This is a genomic window from Alkalibacterium sp., from assembly GCF_046484155.1.
Lineage (GTDB): Bacteria > Bacillota > Bacilli > Lactobacillales > Carnobacteriaceae_A > Alkalibacterium.
Genome location: NZ_JAWOBT010000097.1, coordinates 1 through 21946 on the forward strand (window position 1 = coordinate 1; position 21946 = coordinate 21946).

Annotated in this window: 21 protein-coding genes; 15 read left to right on the forward strand and 6 right to left on the reverse strand. The window is 39.2% G+C overall.

Going from position 1 to position 21946, the window contains the following annotated elements; genetic code table 11:
- Nucleotides 1-54: 54 nt before the first annotated feature.
- The 3 genes from R6U02_RS06835 to R6U02_RS06845 all read left to right on the forward strand — a co-directional run bounded on the left by R6U02_RS06835 (nt 55) and on the right by R6U02_RS06845 (nt 1958).
- A complete protein-coding gene (locus tag R6U02_RS06835) occupies nt 55-174 on the forward strand; it encodes an LPXTG cell wall anchor domain-containing protein (protein WP_410262896.1) in 120 nt (39 codons plus the stop codon).
- A gap of 96 nt (nt 175-270) precedes the next feature.
- On the forward strand, nt 271-1176 hold the full coding sequence (locus R6U02_RS06840) for a class C sortase (protein ID WP_410262867.1): 906 nt from the start codon (nt 271-273) through the stop codon (nt 1174-1176).
- Complete coding sequence (locus tag R6U02_RS06845; protein WP_410262868.1) at nt 1173-1958, forward strand: class C sortase; 786 nt, start codon at nt 1173-1175, stop codon at nt 1956-1958. Before R6U02_RS06840 ends, R6U02_RS06845 begins: the two co-directional genes overlap by 4 nt.
- 80 nt (nt 1959-2038) lie before the next feature.
- On the opposite strand, the gene jag is transcribed toward R6U02_RS06845, so the two are convergent.
- The 4 genes from jag to rpmH form a co-directional block, all read right to left on the reverse strand.
- Entirely contained in the window at nt 2039-2941 is a 903-nt protein-coding gene (gene jag / locus R6U02_RS06850) for an RNA-binding cell elongation regulator Jag/EloR (RefSeq protein ID WP_410262869.1), read from the reverse strand.
- Nucleotides 2942-3013: 72 nt separating this feature from the next.
- Nucleotides 3014-3820 carry a YidC/Oxa1 family membrane protein insertase gene (locus tag R6U02_RS06855; RefSeq protein ID WP_410262897.1) on the reverse strand — a complete coding sequence of 269 codons (807 nt, stop codon included), beginning with the start codon at nt 3818-3820 and terminating at the stop codon, nt 3014-3016.
- A 123-nt stretch (nt 3821-3943) separates the two neighbouring features.
- Complete coding sequence (gene rnpA / locus R6U02_RS06860; RefSeq protein ID WP_410262870.1) at nt 3944-4297, reverse strand: ribonuclease P protein component; 354 nt, start codon at nt 4295-4297, stop codon at nt 3944-3946.
- A 108-nt stretch (nt 4298-4405) separates the two neighbouring features.
- Nucleotides 4406-4546 (reverse strand): 50S ribosomal protein L34, encoded by a 141-nt coding sequence (rpmH, locus tag R6U02_RS06865; protein ID WP_410262871.1) that lies wholly within the window; start codon nt 4544-4546, stop codon nt 4406-4408.
- Between the two features lie 542 nt (nt 4547-5088).
- Between rpmH and dnaA the strand changes: the two genes are divergently transcribed.
- From dnaA to dnaB, 12 genes are all read left to right on the forward strand, one after another.
- The gene (gene dnaA / locus R6U02_RS06870) at nt 5089-6423 is read left to right on the forward strand and encodes a chromosomal replication initiator protein DnaA (protein WP_410262872.1); all 1335 of its coding nucleotides are present in this window, start codon (nt 5089-5091) and stop codon (nt 6421-6423) included.
- 188 nt (nt 6424-6611) lie between these two features.
- A complete protein-coding gene (dnaN, locus tag R6U02_RS06875) occupies nt 6612-7751 on the forward strand; it encodes a DNA polymerase III subunit beta (RefSeq protein WP_410262873.1) in 1140 nt (379 codons plus the stop codon).
- A 290-nt stretch (nt 7752-8041) separates the two neighbouring features.
- Complete coding sequence (gene yaaA / locus R6U02_RS06880) at nt 8042-8272, forward strand: S4 domain-containing protein YaaA (RefSeq protein WP_410262874.1); 231 nt, start codon at nt 8042-8044, stop codon at nt 8270-8272.
- A gap of 2 nt (nt 8273-8274) precedes the next feature.
- On the forward strand, nt 8275-9396 hold the full coding sequence (gene recF, locus R6U02_RS06885) for a DNA replication/repair protein RecF (RefSeq protein WP_410262875.1): 1122 nt from the start codon (nt 8275-8277) through the stop codon (nt 9394-9396).
- A gap of 2 nt (nt 9397-9398) precedes the next feature.
- Entirely contained in the window at nt 9399-11333 is a 1935-nt protein-coding gene (gene gyrB / locus R6U02_RS06890; protein WP_410262876.1) for a DNA topoisomerase (ATP-hydrolyzing) subunit B, read from the forward strand.
- A gap of 96 nt (nt 11334-11429) precedes the next feature.
- Entirely contained in the window at nt 11430-13922 is a 2493-nt protein-coding gene (gene gyrA, locus R6U02_RS06895) for a DNA gyrase subunit A (RefSeq protein WP_410262898.1), read from the forward strand.
- Nucleotides 13923-14127: 205 nt separating this feature from the next.
- The gene (gene rpsF / locus R6U02_RS06900) at nt 14128-14427 is read left to right on the forward strand and encodes a 30S ribosomal protein S6 (RefSeq protein WP_410262877.1); all 300 of its coding nucleotides are present in this window, start codon (nt 14128-14130) and stop codon (nt 14425-14427) included.
- A gap of 55 nt (nt 14428-14482) precedes the next feature.
- The gene (ssb, locus tag R6U02_RS06905) at nt 14483-15007 is read left to right on the forward strand and encodes a single-stranded DNA-binding protein (protein ID WP_410262878.1); all 525 of its coding nucleotides are present in this window, start codon (nt 14483-14485) and stop codon (nt 15005-15007) included.
- Between the two features lie 26 nt (nt 15008-15033).
- Nucleotides 15034-15267, forward strand: coding sequence for a 30S ribosomal protein S18 (rpsR, locus tag R6U02_RS06910; protein ID WP_071847339.1), 234 nt, complete (start codon nt 15034-15036; stop codon nt 15265-15267).
- A gap of 154 nt (nt 15268-15421) precedes the next feature.
- Nucleotides 15422-17425, forward strand: a complete 2004-nt coding sequence (locus R6U02_RS06915; protein ID WP_410262879.1) for a DHH family phosphoesterase — start codon at nt 15422-15424, stop codon at nt 17423-17425.
- A 21-nt stretch (nt 17426-17446) separates the two neighbouring features.
- Entirely contained in the window at nt 17447-17896 is a 450-nt protein-coding gene (rplI, locus tag R6U02_RS06920; protein WP_410262880.1) for a 50S ribosomal protein L9, read from the forward strand.
- Between the two features lie 191 nt (nt 17897-18087).
- Nucleotides 18088-19455, forward strand: a complete 1368-nt coding sequence (gene dnaB, locus R6U02_RS06925; RefSeq protein ID WP_410262881.1) for a replicative DNA helicase — start codon at nt 18088-18090, stop codon at nt 19453-19455.
- Between the two features lie 332 nt (nt 19456-19787).
- Here the strand turns inward: dnaB and R6U02_RS06930 are convergent, their stop codons facing one another.
- Together R6U02_RS06930 and R6U02_RS06935 are read right to left on the reverse strand one after the other, a co-directional pair.
- A complete protein-coding gene (locus R6U02_RS06930; protein WP_410262882.1) occupies nt 19788-20465 on the reverse strand; it encodes a potassium channel family protein in 678 nt (225 codons plus the stop codon).
- A 2-nt stretch (nt 20466-20467) separates the two neighbouring features.
- A complete protein-coding gene (locus tag R6U02_RS06935; protein WP_410262883.1) occupies nt 20468-21856 on the reverse strand; it encodes a TrkH family potassium uptake protein in 1389 nt (462 codons plus the stop codon).
- Between the last annotated feature and the right edge of the window lie 90 nt (nt 21857-21946).

The following is a 21946-nucleotide window of genomic DNA, read 5'->3' on the forward strand; positions in this document are numbered from 1 at the left end:
CCTACTTCTATTGAGTCACCAGATGCAGATCCAACTGCTCCACGCGCAACAATCGTGAACAAACCTGAAATCAGCCTTCCTCAAACAGGTGGTGTGGGTACGTTAATATTCAGCATCATCGGTCTTGGTTTGATGGGCTCTTCCGTCAAACTCTATAAAAAATCCGAGAAATAATCGTAACTGACCGACACCAAACACCTTCGGGATGGGACACCCCCTGTCTCATCCCGTTCTACATACTACTCCATTTAGCGAAAGGAGGGAGTCCCCATGAAAAAAATATTTCGATCATTCCACAAATCTTCCAGATCCAGTCTTCTGTTGATTATCGGCTTTATCATCGGATTAAGTATCTTTCTGTACCCTATAGTGACACAGATTTATTCCAGCTTGACCCAGACACGTGTCATCGATACGTACCAGGATTCCCTTGATGAACTCTCAAAAGAGGAAATCAGTGCCTACAAAAATCAAATCACTGACTATAATCAGATGCTTTCGGGTACTGATACACAACAGGAATATGATGATCCCTTCTCAGAAGAAACATCAACTCCAGTCGCTGCAGCAGATAGTCATTCTTCATTCAATGTTTTTTCTGACCGGCTTGGTGACATCTTGGGTCATATAGACATTCCCGCTATTGACGGAAACTTACCCATTTATTCCGGAACCAGTGATGCGATCCTTCAAAAAGGCATCGGGTATATGGAGAACACCTCATTCCCTCTAGGCGGCGAGAGTACGCACTCCGTGTTAACCGGCCACCGGGGCTTGCCAACGTCTAAATTGTTCACTGATCTACCCGAAGTTGAAATCGGCAGTGTCTTCTATCTCAATGTTCTAGATGAAACGCTTGCGTATGAAGTCAGAGAAATAAATACCGTTCTGCCTTACGAGACGGAACTTATCGCCATTCAGGAAGGCAGAGATTTAGTCACGCTTATCACCTGTACCCCTTACATGATCAATACTCACCGGCTCCTCGTCATGGGCGAACGGATACCTTATACGCCTGAAGAACCTGTAGCTGCATCCATAACCCCTGATCCAGCTCCTGAAGATACCTCTTACACAATTCCAATACTTCCAATCATTATTGCCTCAGTTATTTTCATTTCAGGCCTCACCTACTTCCTCTACAAGAGAAAAACACGAGAGGAGAATTCACAATGAAAAAAAAAATAATACCTTTACTGCTGTTTCTTCTCGGATTGTTTTTCTTTACCTATCCTTATATTGCGCATTACATCAATAATTATGCCATGCAGCAGCAGATCGAGGAGTTCGAAACGGTATCAGCCCAGCCGATTCCCACAGAGGAACAGGAAGAGATCTGGAATGAGATGACAGAATACAATGAGGAACTCTCAAACAATCCGCAGGGCGTTCAGGATGTCTTTACAGACGAAGTAATGGCCTCAAATCCTTTTTATACGAATGAAAATTTTGATGAAACGGATGATGAAGACAGGACTTTCAACGAAACAACAGTGACTGCAGAAACGACGGATGCAACGCAATCCAACCTCTCATCTTCACCTTCTCTCTCCTCCCGCTCTTTTTATTCCATTATTCACATCCCTAAAATCAATGTGGAATTACCTATCTATCTGGGAGCGTCAGATGCTAATCTGATGAAAGGTGCGGCACATGTGAGCGGGACTTCCCTTCCGGTCGGAGGGAAAAATACACACGCCGTTATTGCCGGACATCGTGGCACCTTACATCATCATATGTTTTTAAACCTGAATAAATTGGTCTCAGGTGATATCTTCGAAATACAAACGCTTGATCAAACCATGACCTACCGTGTCACGGGGTCCAGAGTAGTTTTACCGAACAACGTGGATAGCCTGACCATTCAAAAAGATAAAGAGCTCGTGACATTGGTGACGTGTCTGAAGTATCCCATGAATTATAAGCGTCTCCTGGTTTACGGTGAACGGGTCAACTAAACATACTATACTATTAAAAAAAGCTCTCTAGAGACGAAATACCGTCTTTAGAGAGCCTTCTAATTATGATCGAGTTGCTTTTACAGTTTGAATTCTTCTTCTTTAGAAGGTTCAACCACCAGGTAACGATGCGGGTCTTTTCCTTCCGAATGGGTCTGAACCTCTTTATATTGATTCAAATAACGGTGAATTTGCTTGCGCTCGTGCGCAGGCATCGGCTCTAAAATGACCGGACGTTTGGTCCGTTTCACTTTTTCAGCCGTGCGTGTCGCCAACTGTTCTACCGTCTGCTTACGACGATCCCGGTAGTTCTCTGCATCCACTTTTGCATACAATTTATTGTCCGCTTCCTGATGCAATTGAATTTGAGCTAACGTCTGTAAACTGTTTAAAACTTTCCCATGACGACCGATGATCAAGCCGGCATCTTCGGTATCGATAGAGAATTTCACGCGGTTATGGTCACGTTTCACGTCAATAGAGACATCATCCACACCCATTTTCAGAGCAATGGTTTGTAAATACTCAGAAACTTTATTAATGGCTGCTTCGTCTTGTTCATTGACGATGACTTCCTTTTGCTCGCGCGGTTGTGAAGTTTTGACCTCTTCGATCTTATCGGTTTCTTCGGTTTCTCTAACCGCTTCGCTTGTTTCCTTTGGATCTTCAGCAACCGGTTCAACCACTGATTCTTCTTTCACGTCATCTTTCTTTTTTTCTGGTTTTTTTTCAGAAGGTTTGATGGTAGATGTTTCTTCTTCTCCCAACATCACTTCTTTAGATAACAGTTCTTCAACGACGTTTTTCGTGTTCATTTTTTTAACAACAACGGTGGCATCTTTTTGTCCGATTCCTAAAAAGCCTTTCCTGGCTTCCTGTTTCACTTCAATCGTTGCATCTTCTCTTTCAATACCTAAAGCCTTCAATCCTTTTTCGATAGCTGCTTCAGTCGTTGATGCCTGTGCTGTATATTTATCATTCATGACTACTATCCTCCAGTCCAAATTCTATTCCTCACCATTTTACCAAATAAATAGGTCTAAGTCAGATAAATTCTATTTTTTTACGTTTCTACGGTATTTTTGAGCTTTTTTCATTGCACGTCTGCGTTGAATTTCCGCTTCTCTTTCTTTCTCTTCTTTACTTTTGAGTTCTTTTATCTTTTTGAATGGATTTTGGAAAAGAAGCGTTTGAATGACAGAAAACCCATTTGAAACAGCAAAATAAAGGGCTAACGCGCTCGATAAGCGGACCGTAATGAAGACAATTAATAAAGGCATCATATACGTTATCAATTTATTACCTGCTTGCGGTTTTCCCATACTCATCATAACAGAATTTCCTAAGGTGAATAAGCCGGCAAGGATCGGTAAGATGAAATATGGATCGGGTTGACCTAAGTTGACCCACAAGAAATCTCCCGTTGATAAAATATCTGTACGGTTAACGGCTTGATACAAGGCTATAAAGACAGGCATTTGTACTAGTAAAGGTAAACAGCCCATGTAAGGATTGACACCAGCTTCGCTGTACAGCCGTTGTTGCTCTTCTTTTAATTTTTCCTGTGTTCCTGGATCTTTAGCTGAATATTTATCTTTTAATTCTTGTAGCTGAGGATTGATTTCACTCATTTCCTGCATGTTCTTTTGTTGAAAGTGCGTAAAAGGGATGAGCATCGCCCGAATAATCAAAGTCACAATGATAATACCTATACCGTAATTACCACCAAAAAAGTCAGATACCCATATAATTGCTCGGGCAAAGTTATAAATAACAACGCCTTCCCATATGCCGGTACTTTCAGATGTTACAGGCTCTGTTCCACAGGCCGTTAAAAAGACTACCAAACCCATCATGGCCATTGCTAAAAGCAATCGCTTACGTTTTCTTATAAAATTCACGTACTTCTCCTCTTTTCTCAAACATCTTTGACTCTCTTTTTTTAAGACTAGTTTTATTTGCTCACTTAAAACGACATATAAAGTTTACTCATTGCTTCTGAGTATATTTGCTCGATTCAAAACATGCAGCAGGCTTTTTTTTATTTCATGATAATCCATCGTGCTTACTGGCTGTCTTGCAATAATAATAAAATCCAAGTCAGGTTTTATCTTGTCCTCCTGATCAAATTCAATGAGACAGTGCCTTATTTTTCGTTTGATTGCATTTCTCATCACTGCATTGCCCAATTTTTTACCGACAGATATCCCTACACGAAAATGAGTTTGCCCTTCTTTAGCCAGGTTATAAACAACAAATTGACGGTTGGCCATAGATTGCCCATGATGAAAGACTTTTTGAAAATCTGCTTCAGTTTTTACGCGATAAGCTTTTTTCATATACGTCCCATCTTTCTACATTAACTAAGTAATTTTTAATTTTAAATAAAAAAAAGGCAACGTGCTCTCACCAATTATTCCAGCAAGAAGCCCCGTCGCCTGTCGTCATTAAGCAGAAATATGTTTTCTTCCTTTACGACGTCTGTTTCTCAATATATTACGTCCGTTTTTTGTACTCATACGTTTTCTGAATCCATGTACTCTTTGACGTTTACGTTTTTTTGGTTGATATGTTAATCCTTGTGCCATCGGCGAACACCTCCTGAATCTTTCCTTTGTCCTCTTGTACTTAATTATAAGCAATAATGGATTATTACTTTACACTATATAGACAGACTATGTAAGTTTAGAAAACATTTCACAGTTTGTCAAGCTTATTTTACCATTAATCGATTTAAATATCACCTTAAAGTTTCAAGACGTGTTTAAAAGTTGTCCCAATAAGATATCCACATGTTAAGAACAAGTCAGTCACTCACTTTTTTTATCCACCCCCTTATCCAGAGGTTACACACATTTACACAGGGTGTTAACGAAAACTGTACACAGGCTCTTTTCGTCTGTGTACAACTCTTTTAAACCTTTCTGTAAAAGCATTGCTCGTTGTATAGTTATCCACAAAATATGTTAAAAAACACTCGGAAAAATAATTCAAGCACACTCTATCCAGGCCTGTGGATATCTTTATTTACACCCTGTGGACTTTTTATTAACAATTTAAATCAACTGTGGAAAACTTAATCGAGACGTGATAAAATAATAAAAGTAACTTTACGGCGAGGAGGAAAAAAATGGACGATATATATACTATATGGACATATCTTCAAGATAAATTTAAAGAAACACTATCAAAAGTTAGTTATGATACTTGGATTCAAAGCGCTAACCTCGTCAGAATCTCTGATAATTCGATCACGATTGAAGTTCCTTCCACCTTGCACAAAGAATATTGGAAAAATAATCTCTCTACTAAAGTCGTTGAATATCTGTACGAATTTTTAGGCCGGGAAGTTTCTCCATTATTTGTGACTGCAGATGAACAAGCCACTTACGAAGAACAGGATACGAACGACACCGTTGACCAATTCACATCCCAATACAAATCCAGCACTTTAAATAGTAAATACACGTTTGATACTTTTGTTATCGGTAAAGGCAATCAAATGGCCCATGCTGCCGCATTAGTTGTAGCTGAAGAACCCGGAACGATCTATAACCCGCTCTTCTTTTATGGCGGTGTCGGTCTGGGTAAAACTCACTTGATGCATGCCATTGGCCAGCAGTTTTTACAAATTAACCCCAATGCCAGAATAAAGTATGTCTCCAGCGAAAATTTTGCCAATGATTTTATTAATTCGATACAAAATCGTACGCAGGAAAAGTTCAGACAAAATTACCGCAATGTAGACTTATTATTGGTTGATGATATTCAATTTTTTGCAGACAAAGAAGGAACGCAGGAAGAATTTTTCCATACGTTCAATGCCTTATACGATGACCGCAAACAGATCGTTTTAACAAGTGACCGCTTACCGAATGAGATCCCTAAACTGCAGGAACGCCTTGTTTCGCGTTTTGCCTGGGGACTATCAGTAGATATCACCCCACCGGATCTGGAAACGCGTATTGCTATTTTACGTAAAAAAGCCAATGCAGAAGGTTTAGAGATACCCAATGACACATTAAGTTATATTGCCGGTCAAATTGACTCCAATATCAGAGAACTTGAAGGAGCGTTAGTTCGAGTTCAGGCTTATTCTGCTATTCAACGCAATGATATCACGACAAGTTTAGCTGCCGATGCTCTGAAAAGCATGCTGAAAAATGATACAAAACAAAATGTATCGATTGCTTCTATTCAGCAGAAAGTAAGTAAATTTTATCAAATTTCATTAGCCGATTTAAAAGGGAAAAAAAGAGTCAGACAAATTGTTATGCCTAGACAAATAGCGATGTATCTATCAAGAGAATTGACAAGTATGTCCTTGCCTAAGATCGGTAAGGAATTCGGAGGAAAAGATCACACAACGGTGATTCATGCTCATGAGAAAATTAAAAAGATTTTAAATGAAGAACAAAATGGCGAATTGAGAGACCAAATCAGGGAAATTAAAAAAAGTCTATAAAATAAGGTTGTGGATAACCTTCAGAGTTAGTCACAACCTTATGCACATCTTATACACAGGTGGAAAACCTTTATCCTTAAACGATTATTATCTTTTCCACAGTATCCACAGGACCTACTACTATTACTAAGTATTTATATTAATATATAATATGAATCGGGTTACTAAATTATCAATGGAGGATGACTATGAAATTCACTGTCAATCGATCGACTTTTTTAAAGAAATTAAAAGATGTTCAGTTAGCTGTTTCATCACGTGCAACCATTCCAATATTAACAGGGATCAAGATCATTGCTGATTCTGAAGGAATTAAAATGACAGGCAGTAATTCAGATATTTCTATAGAGACACTACTAAGTGTTTCAGATGAAAAAGCTGGCTTGACCATCGAAGAAACAGGACAGATCGTCTTACAACCTGCTCGTTTCTTCAGTGATATCGTTAATAAGTTACCAGATGAAACCTTTACTGTAGAAGTTAAAAATGGCGTACAAACATCCATTACATCAGCTTCTTCTGCTTTTGTGATCAACGGATTAGATGCGGCTAATTATCCACATTTACCAGAAATAGATGTAACAAAAGCGTTTACCTTGCCCGTCAATTTACTTAAAAAAATTATTAAACAAACGGTCATCGCTGTATCCACTCACGAAAGTCGGCCTATTTTAACTGGGATCCACTTTACAATTGGTGATGGCAAACTTAAAGCTGTTGCAACCGACAGTCACCGTTTGAGTCAACGCGTCATTCCTATTGAAGGAACCGAAGAACTTTCTCATGATTTAGTTATTCCAGGGAAGAGTCTACAAGAATTGACACGCTTACTGGATGACAGTCTGGATGAGATCGAAGTCGCTGTCGCTGAAAATCAAATTTTATTCAAGACAGAAGACACTTATTTCTATTCCCGGTTACTTGAAGGGAATTATCCGGATACCAATCGTCTTATACCAGAAAACTCATCTACACAATTGAGATTAGACGCAAACGTTTTACTGGGTGCCGTTGAACGAGCCAGTTTACTGTCACACGAAGGCAAGAACAATGTGGTTAAATTAACAGTAAATAACGACAGCGTTGAAATTACGGGCAACTCTCCTGAAGTTGGACGAGTGAATGAACAAGTGGCTTATAATGATTTGAATGGTGACGAAATGGAAATTTCTTTTAATCCTGATTATTTGAAAGCAGCTCTGACAACATTTGGACCCGTTGAAATTACCATGAAACTGATTTCTACACTCCGTCCGTTTGTATTGGTTCCAAGTGAAGATAATGGTGAATTCATTCAGTTGATTACACCGATCAGAACCTCCTCGTGAATGTTAAGCGTTGAAAAAAGACCCATTTTGGGTCTTTTTTTCTTTAATCTGTTCAAAAAAATGAAATCCCCCTTTATTTCAGACCTAAACGCTCAATCTATTCAAAAATTCCATTCTGAGCTCATTTCGGTATCAATAGGACTTTTTATCTCTAACGATACAAAATCGATTAGAATGCCAAATTCACTATATAAAGTTGTTTTAAAAGGTCATTTAAGGTATAATTAGAAGATAAACGAAGTGAACATGGGGAGTTATCCATGTCTTTACTTTTTAAGGAGCCGATAACTGTGTCTGAAATAATTCAAATCGATGATTCGATGATCACATTAGGAAAATTTTTAAAACATGCAAATATCATTTCAAGTGGTGGAATGGCAAAACCTTTTTTACTGGACACTGCTATATGGGTCAACGGCGAACCTGAAAACCGTCGAGGAAAGAAACTATATCCTGGAGATACCATTAAAATCGAAGATTTTGGGACATACACGATTGAATTAAGCCACGACGGAGAATAGGAATGTTTTTAAAAGAACTTTCTTTAAAAGGGTACAGAAACTATGAAACCGCAGAAGTAGCGTTCTCTAAAAAAATCAATGTTTTTTTAGGAGAAAACGCGCAGGGTAAAACGAACATGATGGAAAGTATCTACGTTCTAGCCATGGCTAGAAGTCACCGAACCGCCAATGATAAAGAGCTCATTGGCTGGGATCAGGATTTCGCTAAAGTGACAGGTAAGGTAGAAACGGATACAACGACGTATCCGCTCGAAATTGTGCTGTCAAAAAAAGGGAAAAAAGCTAAGTTGAATCATTTAGAACAAAAGAAATTAAGTGCTTATATTGGGCACTTGAATGTGATTTTATTTGCTCCGGAAGATTTGGCTTTAGTTAAAGGCTCACCCTCAGTCAGACGAAAATTCCTGGATATGGAAATGGGACAGATGAGTGCGATTTATTTATATCATCTCGTCGAATATCAGAACATGCTTAAGCAGCGGAATGCTTACTTAAAGCAGAACCGGAAAAACGGTAAGCTGGACAAAACGTATTTATCGATACTTAACGAACAATTAGCGGCAGAAGGTGCTGAGGTACTGACTGGACGCTTTTCTTTTGTTAAACGCTTGGAAAAATGGGCACAGCCCATTCATTCAGAAATTTCACAAGATAAAGAAGAATTAACCCTTGAGTATGCATCTTCAGTAACTTTATCGTCGGAAAAAGATAAAGAACAAGTGATGACAGATTTACTTGAGCAATATAAACAGAATGAACGCAGAGAATATGAACAAGGGACAACGCTTTCCGGTCCGCATCGTGATGACGTCCGTTTTTATGTGAACGGCAAAAATGTTCAAACGTATGGCTCACAGGGGCAGCAGCGTACAACGGCTCTGAGTGTGAAACTGGCAGAGATCGAACTGATGAAAGAGATGACCGGGGAATACCCCGTCTTATTATTGGATGACGTCTTGAGCGAACTGGATGATGATCGCCAGACACATTTACTGAAATCTATTCAAGATAAAGTGCAGACATTCTTAACAACGACAAGTTTAGATGGAGTGAAAAAAGAGTTGCTCCATAATCCGCGAATTTTTACCGTTCATAATGGACAGATTGAAATGGAGAGTGAATAAAAATGGCAGATGAAAAAATAACGCCAAAAGAGGTACAAGAATATAATGCCAGTCAGATTCAAGTTTTAGAGGGATTAGAAGCCGTTAGAAAACGTCCCGGCATGTATATCGGCACAACAGGTCCTGAAGGTTTGCATCACCTGGTCTGGGAGATAGTCGATAATTCGATCGATGAAGCGATGGCTGGCTATGCAAGTAATATCGACATCGTGATCAAGCCTGACAATATAGTAGAAGTCAGCGATGACGGACGTGGCATACCGATCGATATTCAAGCGAAAACAGGACGCCCGGCAGTAGAAACCGTCTTTACGATTTTGCATGCAGGTGGTAAATTCGGCGGTGGCGGATACAAAGTTTCCGGTGGCCTTCATGGCGTAGGGTCTTCTGTTGTGAATGCACTATCAGAATTTCTTGAAGTTGATGTGCATAAGAACGGCAGAATTCATAACATGCGTTTTGAGCGCGGAGATGTAATCAATGAATTGAATGAGATCGGAGACACAGATAAATCCGGGACGGTTGTCCGCTTTAAAGCAGATGCGGAAATTTTCAAGGAAACCCAGGAATATGACTTCAATAAATTATCGAAACGCGTTCGTGAATTAGCTTTCTTGAACCGTGGTTTAGCTATTTCCATTGAAGACCAGCGTCCCGAGGAGCCTGTCCGTTTAGAGTATCAATACGACGGCGGAATCAAAAGTTATGTCGGATACCTCAATCAAAGCAAGACTGTTTTATACGATGAGCCTATCTTTTTAGAAGGCGAACAAGAGGGCGTAGTTGTTGAAGTGGCCTTGCAGCATACAGACGGCTATCACACGAATATCATGAGTTTTGCCAATAACATCCATACCTATGAAGGTGGCATGCATGAGTTCGGTTTCAAGACGGCACTCACACGTATCATCAATGATTATGCCAAACGAAATAAATTTCTTAAAGAAAATGAAGAAAACCTGAGTGGGGAAGATGCTAGAGAAGGATTAACGATTGTTTTGAGCATCAAACATCCTGATCCCCAATTCGAAGGACAAACAAAAACAAAATTAGGCAATTCAGAAGTACGAACCATTACAGATCGTCTCTTTAGTGAGCATTTCAACCGTTTCTTAGTTGAGAACCCTAAAATAGGGAAAAAAATAATGGAAAAAGCCTTACTGGCAGCTAAAGCACGCTTGGCTGCTAAGCGCGCACGTGAAGTGACCCGTAAGAAAAACGGGCTGGAAATCAGTAATTTACCAGGAAAATTAGCGGACTGTTCCTCAAAAGATCCTGAAAAATCAGAAATATTTATCGTTGAGGGAGATTCAGCGGGCGGTTCTGCGAAACAAGGACGCTCTCGCTTGTTCCAAGCTATTTTACCTATTCGAGGTAAGATTTTAAACGTTGAAAAAGCGACCATTGATCGTATCTTGGCCAACGAAGAAATCCGCTCGCTCTTTACTGCGATGGGCACAGGTTTCGGAGAAGAATTTCGAATTGATAAAGCGCGTTACCACAAACTGATCATTATGACCGATGCCGACGTCGATGGCGCGCATATCCGGACGTTACTCTTAACGCTGTTTTACCGTTACATGCGACCAGTGGTAGAAGCGGGTTACGTTTATGTAGCGATGCCACCTCTGTATCAAGTTAAACAAGGTAAAAAAGAGGTCTACTTGGATACTGAAAAAGAATTGGAGAATTACCTTAAAACGATTCCGGCCTCTCCTAAACCCTCTATACAGCGTTATAAAGGACTAGGCGAAATGGATGCTGAACAGTTGTGGGAAACAACGATGAATCCTGAAAACAGACGTTTGTTGCAGGTGACAGTTGAAGATGCGATAGAAGCCGATTTAGTGTTTGATATGTTGATGGGTGAAAGAGTGGAACCAAGACGTATTTTCATTGAGGAAAATGCCCAATATGTAACAAATATCGACGTCTAATTATAAAAAAAGTGTTATTTAAAATATAAGAAGCTAATATAGTTGTGCATGTTTTTAAGGAGGATAAAGTACTTGACTGAAGAAAGAGAAGCACGCATGGAAACAATAAACTTATCCAGTGAGATGAAAAAATCATTTTTAGACTATGCAATGAGTGTTATTGTAGCTCGTGCTTTACCCGATGTACGTGATGGTTTAAAACCCGTACACCGTCGTATACTGTATGGAATGAACGAACTGGGAATGACACCCGATAAAGCCTTTAAAAAATCGGCACGTATCGTCGGGGACGTTATGGGTAAATACCACCCCCACGGTGACTCTGCCATTTATGAATCGATGGTTCGTATGTCTCAAGATTTCAGTTTCCGTAACCCGCTGATTGACGGACACGGTAACTTTGGTTCCATCGATGGAGACAGCGCTGCAGCTATGCGTTATACTGAAGCGCGTATGAGCAAGATGGCCCTGGAAATGTTACGTGATATCAATAAAGACACAACCGATTATCATGATAACTATGATGGATCAGAACGTGAACCGAATGTCTTGCCTGCCCGTTTCCCTAATTTACTGGTTAATGGTGCATCAGGTATAGCTGTCGGTATGGCAACAAATATCCCACCACATAACTTGAGAGAAGTCATTAAAGCCTGCCGTATCGTGATGGAAAACGAAGACGCAACCGTTGCAGACTTGATGGAAGTTTTACCTGGACCAGATTTCCCGACTGGAGCAATGATTTTAGGTAAATCAGGTATTAGAAAAGCGTATGAAACAGGTAGAGGCTCGATCAAAGTTCGGGCTAAAACAAGGATCGAAATTCAACCCAATGGGAAAGAACGTATTATCGTCGATGAAATTCCATACCTGGTCAATAAAGCAAAATTAGTTGAACGGATAGCAGATTTAGCTCGAGACAAACGTATTGAAGGCATCACTGATTTAAATGATGAATCAGATAGAGACGGTATGCGTGTTGTTATTGATGTCAGACGTGATGTTTCTGCAAGTATTGTTTTAAATAACCTCTATAAACTGACACCATTGGAGACCTCTTTCGGCTTCAATATGCTGGCTATCGTGAACGGCGTCCCTAAAACTTTAGGACTCAAAGAGATCCTCGTTGAATATTTAAAACATCAACGGATAGTTATCCGAAGAAGAACAGAATTCGATAAACGTAAAGCTGAATCACGCGCACACATTCTTGAAGGTCTGCGTATTGCTTTAGATCATATCGATGAAATCATAATCATAATCAGAGGATCAAAAACGGGTGATGTGGCCAAAAATGCCTTGATGGAACGTTTCGGTTTAAGCGATCGTCAGTCTCAAGCCATCCTGGATATGCGTATGGTTCGTTTAACAGGCCTTGAAAGAGAAAAAATCGAAGGAGAATATCAGGACCTTCTACAGCTCATCAGTGACCTGACGGACATCTTAGCTAATCCTCAGCGCGTGCATGAAATCATCGCAACTGAATTGGAAGAGATTGCCGATAAACATGGCGATGACCGCCGTACAGAATTACTTGTCGGTGAATCGCTCAGTATTGAAGATGAAGACCTTATCGAAGAAGAAGAAATTGCTGTCACCTTATCACATAACGGCTATATGAAGCGTATGGCTATTTCTGAGTTTAAAGCTCAGCATCGTGGCGGTCGTGGCGTTAAGGGCATGACAACGAACACAGATGATTTTGTAGAGACACTGATTACGTGCTCGACTCACGATCTGCTCTTATTCTTCACCAACACCGGTAAAGTGTATAAAGCAAAAGGGTATGAAATTCCAGAATACGGAAGAACAGCCAAAGGGATCCCGGCTATCAACTTCTTAGGCATCAACAATGATGAGAAAATACAAGCCATCATCAGTACCAGAGGAGAGACGAAAGAAACGGATCACTTATTCTTTACGACCCGAATGGGTACAGTGAAACGTACAGCCTTTTCTGAATTTGAAAACATTAGGACCAGCGGACTTAAAGCGATCGTTCTTAAAGAAGACGATGAATTGATTAGTGTAGCTGTAACACATGGATCAGATCACATTGTAATCGGGACACGTCAGGGCTACGCAGTTAGTTTCCATGAAGAAGATGTAAGAAGCATGGGACGTGCCGCTGCAGGAGTCAGAGGCGTACGTTTGAGAAATGACGATAAAGTCGTTGGAATGGATATTTTATATCCTGACTCTGAAGTCTTGGTCATAACTGAAAAAGGCTATGGTAAACGTACCGTTGCTTCTGAATATGCGATCAGAGGACGTGGCGGTAAAGGGGTTAAAACCGTTAATATTACCGATAAAAACGGACCGCTTGTTGGGCTTAAAACAGTTCATGGCGAAGAAGACATCATGATGATCACAACCAACGGAGTTATCATTCGTTTCCATGCAAAAAACATCTCTCAGACAGGGCGTGCAACCCAGGGTGTCCGTTTGATGAGGCTAGAAGAAGATGTCTTTGTATCTACTTTAGAAAAAGTTGAACCAGAAGAAGATATTGAACCAGAAGAAGAAAAGCTCGAAGAAGGAAAAGAAGAAACAGTAGAAACACTAGAAACAGAAGAAAACACGGAGTAGTATACGCGCTTGATTAATATGTAAAGAAAGAGACTGGTCGGTTTATAGCTGACCAGTCTCTTTCTTTACACTCAATCAATTAAAGAAACCTTGTTTTTCAATTGATGATATGCTATAATTGTTCGGAGTGAGTACTCTATATAGAATACTCTCCTTGCTCTTTCAAATGAAGGGGCCAAAGTCCATAAGGAGGTGACAGTCAACGATGAGTCAGACAGCTAAATACGAAATTTTATACATTATCCGTCCTGATCTTGATGAAGAAGGTAAAAAAGCTTTAGTAGAACGCTTTGAAACTATCTTAAAAGATAACGGTGCTGAAGTAACTGAGTCAAAAGACTGGGCGAAACGCCGTTTTGCATATGAGATCAAAGGATACCGCGAAGGAATTTATCGCTTAGTAAACCTACAATCTTCAGATGCAGCAGCTATCAATGAATTTGGACGTCTAGCACGTATCAATGACGATATTTTACGTCATATGATCGTCCGTCTAGAAAAGTAATGTTTCACGTGAAACATTATTATTGATTGCTTTTTTAAGAAAGGAGCCACTTTGATTGATTAACAATGTCGTGCTAGTTGGTAGATTAACTAGAGATGCTGAACTTCGTTATACGGGTAGCGGAATAGCCGTTGCTTCATTTACAGTAGCTGTGGAACGTCCATACACCAATGCACAAGGTGAGAGAGAAACTGACTTTATAAATTGTGTTGCTTGGAGAAAAACAGCTGAAATCGTCTCTAACTTTACCCGTAAGGGATCGTTAGTAGGAGTAACTGGCCGTATGCAAACACGAAACTACACAAATAACGAAGGTAGAAAAGTTTATATTACAGAAGTAGTTTGCGAAAACTTCCAAATGCTTGAACCTAAATCAGTCACTGAAAAACGTGCACAAAATGACGGAACAAGTTCTAATTCTGGATCTTCAAACAATTACTCAAATAATTCAAATGATTCGCAGAATAACAATCAAGCTCCAAAAAGCAATGCTAAAAGCAATCGCGCAAATTTCGATGAGGATCCATTTCAATCTAATAATGATTCTATCGACATTTCCGATGATGATTTACCATTTTGATTCAAGAATAAAAGGAGGATTATAACATGGCTGGACGTAGAGGCGGTAAAAAGCGCCGTAAAGTCGATTTCTTTGCAGCAAATCATATTGAATATATTGATTACAAAGATGTTGATTTATTGAAACGTTTCATTTCAGACAGAGGTAAAATTTTACCACGTCGTGTTACTGGAACATATGCTAAAAACCAACGTAAATTAACGAAAACAATTAAACGTGCTCGTATCATGGGCTTATTGCCATTCGTTACTGAAGAATAATAATTTAGAGAAGCTGTGACAGTATTCTGTTGCGGCTTCTTTTGATATAAATGTTTCACGTGAAACATTTATAATGTAACATCCAGTATAGAATAGACCTTATAAACATGTTAAAATGTTAAGGGATATAACGACGATGTTAAGAGGAGAAACTATGAATAATAAGTCAAAGGAAGAAAACATTCCTAAGTTACTGGATCATCCATACTTAAAGCGAATGCTTCTATTTGCTCTAGCTGTTCAGTTAATTATGACAACGTTAAGTTTCTTTGCTTTTATTTGGCTTGGATCTTTAATGTTGATATTGTTTTTTATCACTCTCATTATAATATGGCAATTCGGCAATAAATATAATGAAGTGTTAAATAACTATATACTTAATTTGTCTTATCGAATCAAACGTGGGCAGCAGGAAGCATTGATTAAAATGCCGATGGGGATAATCTTACTCAATGAAAAAAATCAAATTGAATGGATAAATCCCTATATGCAACTACAATTACCTAGTGATAAACAGTTGCTGGGTGAACCTATCAGAGAAGTGAACCGAGATCTATCGGATTATTTTGATAATGATAAAAGAGAAGACTTCAATTTGATTGAATGGAATGATAAAGTGTATAAAGTGTCTCTTCAAAAAGATATTAACGCACTCTATCTATTGGATATAACCGAATACGCGAAGGTTACCGAAGAATACGAGAAAATACGTCCTGTTGTAGGATGGTTGTTTTTAGACAATTATGATGAAATCACCCAAGGTCTAGACGACAGAGGGGTATCTGGATTTGATAGTCTGCTTACTACCTATTTTTCTAATTGGGGTAAACAACATGGCATTTTTTATAAACGGATATCCGATGACCGTTATTTTCTGCTTTTGAATAGAGAAGAATTAGACCGTTTAGAGAATGAGAAATTTAATATTATAGATAATATAAGAGATCGGACATCTAAACGGAATTTACCACTGACGATAAGTCTTGGGTTGGCTTATGGTGATGAACCTTTTGATAAATTAGCAGAATTAGCTCAAAATAATTTAGATCTGGCATTAGGACGTGGTGGAGATCAAGCCATTGTCAAAGCGGTCGATGAAGAACCCCGCTATTATGGTGGTAAAACAAATCCCATGGAAAAACGGACACGGGTGCGTTCTCGTATGATCAGTCAGGCCATGCAGAAATTGATGAATGACAGTGACAACATTTTTGTTATGGGACATAAAAATCCGGACATGGATTCTGTTGGTTCTTCACTCGGCATAGCGCGTATCGCTATGATGCTTAAAAAGACCGTCTATGTGGTCATCGATGAAGATGATGTGAACAAAGACGTAAACAAACTTCTTCAAGAAATCAAAAAGCATAAACAGGTGAGTAGTAATCTCGTCTCATCAGCGGAGGCTGAACGAATAATAAAAGGCGATGACCTGGTTATATTGGTCGATCACCATAAACCCGTTCTTTCAATCGCGCCAAATCTATTAAAGAAAACAAAACGAAATATGGTGATCGATCATCATAGACGAGGCGAAGAATTTACGGAAAATCCATTACTGGTTTATATCGAACCTTACGCGTCGTCCACTGCTGAACTTATCACGGAGCTATTTGAATATATATCAACAGATGGTGAACCGATCAACCGTATTGAAGCCACTGCTATGCTAGGTGGAATTATCGTGGATACTAATAACTTTAGTTTGAGAACTGGCTCACGTACATTTGACGCAGCAAGTTATCTGCAATCGGTCGGAGCCAATTCTACGATGATACAAAGACTACTGAAAGAAGACCCAGAGAGCTATCTCAGACGCAGTCGATTAATTGAAACTTTAGACTATGTTATCGAGGCTGAAGGTGTAGCTATCGCACGCGGGGCAGAAGACGAAATTTATCCGTCAGTCACTGCCGCTCAAACGGCGGATACGATGCTCAGTATGTCAGGGGTAGAAGCTGCTTTTGTTATAACAAGACGGTCTGAAGAAACAGTCGGTATTAGTGCGAGAAGTTTAGGTAAAATCAACGTTCAGGCTATCATGGAAAAAATGGGAGGCGGCGGACACTTATCCAATGCTGCCACACAGATAGACGGACAGAGTATTTCTGAAATAATAGAAGAATTAAAAGAAGTTATACATTCTCAATTAGACTAATTATAGAGGGAGTTAAAAACTATGGAAGTTATTCTATTGAAAGATATAAAAGGTACAGGAAAAAAAGGCGAAACAAAAAATGTTTCTGACGGTTATGCAAGGAACTTTTTGATTAAAAAAGGTTTAGCAAAGGAAGCGACCTCCTCTGCTAAAAAAGAATTAACCATGAAGAATAAAGCTCAGGAACGTGAAGAACAAGAAATATTTGAGGCTGCTAAAAAAGAAAAAGAAGTGTTGGAAGATAACCCAATTGAAATCAAAGAAAAAGCGGCTGAGGATGGTCGTCTGTTTGGATCGGTAACGACAAAACAGATTGCCAAGGCTATCGAAAAACAATTAGGTATCAAGGTAGATAAACGCAAAATCAATCAGTCTATTCCCATGCGTACGGTGGGAAGCCAGAAAATGGACATCAAGCTGCACAAAGATGTAACAGCTGAAATCACTGTAAGTGTCTTAGCAGATGAATAAATAGCGTTATTTTAGATCGATAAAGTAACTAGCATAGTTCCTCATGTGAACGACATGAGACTATGCTAGTTTTTTTGAAATGTTTCACATGAAACATTACCATAAACGTACGTTCCCTTGTGTACTTTTAAATGAAGATAAGGTACAATTAGGAAACAGTTTACGAGTATGAAAGGAAGTTAGACATCAAGATGGACGTTATAGGTGATCGCTTACCTCCACAGAACATAGGAGCAGAACAATCTGTTTTAGGTTCGATTTTACTCGATCCCGAAGCGATTATTCCAGCTATGGAGTATGTAGAAGCTAATAATTTTTATCGTCGTGCGCATCAACTCATTTTTCAGTCCATGGTTGAATTAAATGAGAAAAATGAAGCGATAGACGTTATCACAATTGCTAATAATTTAGGATCTAGAAATCAATTAGAAGATGTAGGCGGGACACCGTATCTAGCAGAAATAGCTACGACCGTGCCTACAGCAAAGAACGTTGAATATTACGCGAAAATTGTTGAGGAACGTTCGATTTTAAGGAATTTAATCCAAACAGCAACCGAAATTGCCTCTAAAGGGTATCAGGAAACAGACAATGTCCCTAATCTGCTTGACGAAGCAGAAAGAAGAATACTTGAGGTTTCGGAGAAAAAAAGTAGAAGCGGATTTGTAGATATAGAAACCGTTTTGAGAAATACGATCAATAATATAGACGAACTTTTCCAAAATGATGATAGTATCACAGGTGTTTCTACTGGATATAAAATGCTGGATCAAATGACCTCAGGCTTACATGCGGATGAATTGATCATTTTAGCAGCACGTCCCGGCGTGGGTAAAACAGCTTTTGCCTTGAACGTAGCTCAAAATATCGGGACAAAGACAGATGAAACAGTGGCCATATTCAGTTTGGAAATGGGTGCGGAACAATTAGTCAATCGTATGCTGTGTGCAGAGGGAACGATCGATGCAACACATTTGCGAACAGGTCAATTGACTGAAGAGGAATTCACAAAATTGTTTGTAGCTATGGGTAGTTTGTCTAAAGCAAATATTTACATTGACGATACGCCTGGAATCAGAACAGCTGAGATCCGCGCGAAGTGCCGTAAGCTTAAACAAGAAAAGGGTAGTATAGGGCTTATCGTTATCGATTACCTGCAGTTGATTGAGGGGACCGGTCGGGAAAGTCGTCAGCAGGAAGTATCTGAAATCTCTCGTCAATTAAAAAAATTAGCGAAAGAATTGTCTGTTCCAGTCGTGGCCTTGTCTCAACTTTCGCGTAGTGTGGAACAAAGACAGGACAAACGTCCAATCCTAAGTGATTTAAGAGAATCTGGTTCAATCGAGCAAGATGCTGATATCGTAGCCTTTTTATATCGAGAAGATTATTACCGTGGTGAAGACGGCGAGGAAGAAGATTCGGCGAATGAAAATATTGTTGAAGTGATATTGGAAAAAAACCGTTCCGGAGCTAGAGGAACATGTAAATTGCTCTTTATCAAAGAATATAATAAATTTTCTTCCTTATCTTACTATCCTGAAAATGACATACCGAATTAATGATTTATAGTGATAGCTGCGGCGATGACCTCAAATAAAACGAGGTCACCACGGAAGCTATCACTTTTTTTGGCTAAGCGGCCGATTGAAGAGGCAGATGTCCTGATCTTGGTGTCAGACTTGAAAAAAACAGCTTCTGGGCGTTTTGAGAGAGTTGAGAATGAAATATACACGGTTCCGTTGCAATTGAAAGTACAGAGCGTTTAGCTGTCAGGCAGTGACTGATATGATGACTTGAAGCACTCATGACTAAAATCACGAGCGTTCTCGGCTGATTGAAAAAAAGGAACGCACGATGATAAAATCTCATCGTGCGTTCCTTTTTAGTTTACTTATTTCAACTGATCGGTGTAATCTAGATGCTCAAAGGTTCTGGGATCTCCAATCGCTACAATAAAGCTGCCAGGTTTGATTTTTTCTTCGGGTGGAACGTTGATGGATAACTTACCTTTAGGATCTGCTTTCATTCCAATAACATTTATTTGATATTTTCTACGCAAGTCCAGATCTTTCAAACTGCGTCCTATCCAGCGTTTAGGTGCAGTGAACTCAATAATAGAGTTTTCTTCATCTAAATTAATAACGTCCAATATATTATTACGCATGATATTTCGGGCAACTTTATCACCCATTTCTTTTTCAGGACGTATTATTTCATGTGCACCCATTTCCTGCATGATTTCCATGTGTGTACGGTTCTTTGCTTTGGCTAAGATCCGTTTGATGCCAAGTTTTTTACAATTCATGATAGCCATAACACTTGATTCCAAGTTTGATCCCGTTCCGATGACTGCGACATCACATTTTGAAAAACCAATACTTTTTAAAAGTTCGATATCAGTAAAATTACCTTGTACTGCCTGAACTACGTATTCTTCGACTCGATTAACGTCAACTAAGTTTTTATCAACCGCAATGACATCATAATGTTGTTCGCCTAATTCTTTTGCGATCGTTGAACCAAAAACACCTAATCCTAATACTCCAACTGTTTTAACCAAAATTGACACTCCTAACCAATTAGTATACTTCCGGTTGCGTATCTAATATCTCGTTTTCTTCTTTCTCTGTTTCCTAAAGCAGTGAAGATAGTGATAGGTCCTAGCCGTCCAATGAACATACAGAACATGATGATCGTTTGACTGTATCTAGAAAGCGAAGCAGTCAAATCAGCAGATAGACCAACAGTACCAAGGGCTGAGACGGTTTCAAAAAACAAATATTGTAGCGGGACATCTTCGTCAAAAATTGTCATTAATGACAAAGCGACAAAATTAAGTAATATAAACATGACGACAATGACCAATGCTCGCTTGACGATATCCATTTCCAATGTTCTTTTTTTGTAATTAATGTTTGTGAGTCCCTTTAATTCTGTCCCAATAAGCTTGACGACTAAAGCGACGGTAGAGGTCTTTGCACCACCGGCTGTTCCGCCTGGAGATCCACCAATGAACATGAAAACAGTGAACACGACCAGAGTAAACATATGAAATTCAGAAAAGTCCAAAGTACTGAAACCGGCCGTTCTCAATGTCACTGCCTGAAAAAATATAGCCTGCAATTTAGCAATAAAGCCTAAATCTCCTAATGAAGCAGGATTGGTCCATTCTGCTAAGGTAAAGAGGATCATTGCAGCGACGATCAATAACAGCGACCACTTGATGACTAGTCGTGTATGTAAAGTCAAGCGCCGATAAGTACCTTTGAAATCTATCCAGCTTCTTGCTTTTATGAACTGTTTATAATGCCTTGCGAGATCAAACCAGACAGAAAAACCGATACCTCCGATAATAATTAATACAGGAACGACGATATTCACTACAGGGGTATTTACAAAGGCTTGTAAACTTGTAGTTCCCAGATTATCGAACCCGGCATTATTAAAAGAAGAAATAGAAAGGAATATAGAATTAAATATTCCTTCTCGCCATCCAAATAGTGGGATGAATTTAAACATAAATAAAAGAGCTCCAATAGTTTCGAATATAGTCGTGAACTTGACTACATTGAGCAAAAAATGATTGAAGCCTTTCATATTACTGCGATTTAAGGCTTGTTGCAGTGTGATCTCTTCTTTCATGCTGACTTGTCGACCGAACTGCATAATAATAGCCGAAACGATAGTGATCAGCCCTAAACCGCCCAATTTTATTAATATCAGGGTAACTATTTGACCAAATATATTATAGGTTTGAGCTACGGGTACGGTAGCTAAACCAGTCACAGCTACCATGGATACAGCCCCAAACAGATGGTCAAAATAAGTTGCTTGAGACGTTTCCAATTGACTGAAAGGCATAGCCAGAATCAACGACCCTATAAACATAGCAAAAGCGAAGCTCATGATGATTTTTATCGGTATCGGCCAATTAGAAAATCGACCCATAAATTTTTTCATTCAAAACAATCCTTCCTATAAGCAAACTGCAATAAAGTGTAACGAAACAAAACGTGAATAGCTAGATTTTACCGTGCTTGATAAAGAAAT